At 73.5% G+C, this 2,093-nt stretch carries 3 protein-coding genes; 1 reads left to right on the plus strand and 2 read right to left on the minus strand.

Annotation, left to right across the window (positions count from 1 at the left end; all coding sequences use genetic code 11):
• A partial coding sequence (locus CH341_RS26215) for an ROK family protein (RefSeq protein WP_111421908.1) occupies positions 1-879 on the minus strand: 879 nt, incomplete at its 3' end.
• A 111-nt stretch (positions 880-990) separates the two neighbouring features.
• Entirely contained in the window at positions 991-1,209 is a 219-nt protein-coding gene (locus tag CH341_RS26220) for a hypothetical protein (RefSeq protein ID WP_111421909.1), read from the minus strand.
• Positions 1,210-1,408: 199 nt separating this feature from the next.
• On the opposite strand from CH341_RS26220, the gene CH341_RS26225 reads away from it, so the two are divergent.
• Positions 1,409-2,029, plus strand: coding sequence for a hypothetical protein (locus CH341_RS26225; RefSeq protein WP_111421910.1), 621 nt, complete (start codon positions 1,409-1,411; stop codon positions 2,027-2,029).
• Positions 2,030-2,093: the final 64 nt, after the last annotated feature.

A 2,093-nucleotide genomic window follows, 5' to 3' on the forward strand; every position in this document is an offset into this window, starting at 1 on the left:
GGCGGCGCCGCGGACGCCGCTGGAGTCGCCGTGGGCGTTCTTCACGATCGCGGTGTCGAGCCGGTCCGTGAAGGCGTGGCGCTCGACCAGCGGCGGCAGCCGCGCATAGAGCGCGTCGATGTTGGACAGGCCGCCGCCCAGCACGATCACGTCGGGATCGACGATGTCGACCACCATGGCGAGCCCGCGGGCGAGCCGGTCCAGATAGGTGTCGAAGGCGCCGACGGCCGCCGCGTCGCCGGCCGCTGCGGCCGCGACGATGTCGCGCGGCGCCGCCTCGCGTCCCGTCGCCCGCGAAAAGTCGCGCGAGAAGCCGGGGCCGGACAGGAAGGTCTCGACGCAGCCGTGGCGGCCGCAATAGCACAGCGGGCCGGGGCGCTCGTCGTCGCGCGGCCAGGGCAGGGGCGCGTGGCCCCATTCGCCGGCGATGCGGTTTTTCCCCGCGACGACGCGGCCGTCGACCACCAGGCCGCCACCCACGCCGGTGCCGAGGATGACGCCGAACACCACGCCGGCGCCGGCCGCGGCCCCGTCCGCCGCCTCCGACACGGCGAAGCAGTTGGCGTCGTTTTCCAATCGCACCGCGCGCCCGAGCTTTTGGGCGAGATCGCGGTCCAGCGGCCTTTCGTTGAGCACGACACTGTTGGAGTTCTTCAGCAGCCCGGTCGACGGCGAGATCGCGCCGGGCGTCGCCACCCCGACGCTGCCGCGCCGGCCGAGCGCTGCTTCCGCGGCCGCGACCAGATCGGCGATGGCGGACAGCGTGCCGCCATAGTCGCCGGCCGGCGTGGCGACGCGCCGTCGCCACAGCTCGGCGCCGTCACGGTCGAGCGCGATGCCCTCGACCTTGGTGCCGCCGAGATCGATGCCGATGCGCATGCGTCGCTGCCGTCCGCTGCCGATGCTCCGGCGGGAGCCATGCCATCCGGACGGCGGCGGCGCAATCGGCACTGCGCCCGACCTCGCGGCCGGGCGCAGCGCGCGCGCCCGTCAGCTCATGCGCTGGCGCAGCGCGCTGGCGATCTCGCCGGCGCCCAGCGAGGTGCCGTCGTCGCCCTCGATGAGCAGCACGGCGTGGCCGGTGCGGCTCATATGGGCGGCCCAGCCGATCGCCTCGTCCATGTCGGCGACGTCCTTGTGGAGGAGGCGGTCCCGCTCCAGCGGCGGGATGTCCTCGGCGCCGGCCGGCGCGCTGTAGATTCGGTACATGCGACGCTCCTTCGCTGTTGGATCCGACGCGCCGAGCCAACCAAACCCGCCGGCCCGCCGCTTGAGCGAGATCAACAATCGCGGTTCGGTGATGCGGCCGGGCAACGGTCGGGGCCGCGCTCGCGCGCCGTTCGGGGGGAAGTCTTGAGCCCGGAGGGCGGTTCCGCCATCCTGGCCGCTTCGGCGCGAGGGGGACGGCATGCGGGGAATCGGGGTCGTTCTGGGAGGCCTGCTGCTCGGGATCGGGGCCGGGGCGGCGCCGGCGGCGGCCGGCGAGGTCGATGCGGGCGCCACGGCGTTCCTGCAGACAGTGTCGCTGCCGATGCCGGCCACCACGCGGGTGATCTTCTGCCACGGCTTCGGCTGTGCCTTCCGCACCGAGATCGGGTTCGGGCCGGGCGATCGCGCGACCATGGCGAGCCTGATGGCGCCCGGGCGCGCCTCGCCGGCGGCCGAGCGGGCCGCCCTCGCCAAGGCCGAGGTGTGGTTCGAGAAGCGCGTCGCGCCGCTCACCGGCACTGGCAATGCCAAGGCGCGGGCCGGCGGCCTCGGCCACGCCAACGACCGCACCCAGTTCGACTGCATCGACGCGACCGTCAACACCACGTCGCTGCTGATCGTGCTGCAGGAGCTCGGCCTGATGAAGCACCACAAGGTCGGCCAGCCGATCTCGCGCCTGCTCACCGGCGGCGGCCCGCACTACACGGCCGTGATCACCGAGATCAAGTCGGGCGCCGAGTACACGGTCGATCCCTGGACCCACAATCGCGGCGAATCGCCCGACGTGTGGCCGGTGGCGAGGTGGAAGGCGGGGGGATAGGGCAGGGCGTCTGCTCTTACCCTCCCCTGGAGGGGGAGGGTCGAACGCCGAAGGCGTTCGGGGT

This window comes from Rhodoplanes roseus (genome assembly GCF_003258865.1).
Taxonomy (GTDB): Bacteria; Pseudomonadota; Alphaproteobacteria; order Rhizobiales; family Xanthobacteraceae; genus Rhodoplanes; species Rhodoplanes roseus.

What these genes read in the sequence shown, in the direction of transcription:
- CH341_RS26220 (WP_111421909.1), bottom strand. Translation starts at nt 1,209, where the DNA reads ATGTACCGAATCTACAGCGCGCCGGCCGGCGCCGAGGACATCCCGCCG.
- CH341_RS26225 (WP_111421910.1), top strand. Translation starts at nt 1,409, where the DNA reads ATGCGGGGAATCGGGGTCGTTCTGGGAGGCCTGCTGCTCGGGATCGGG.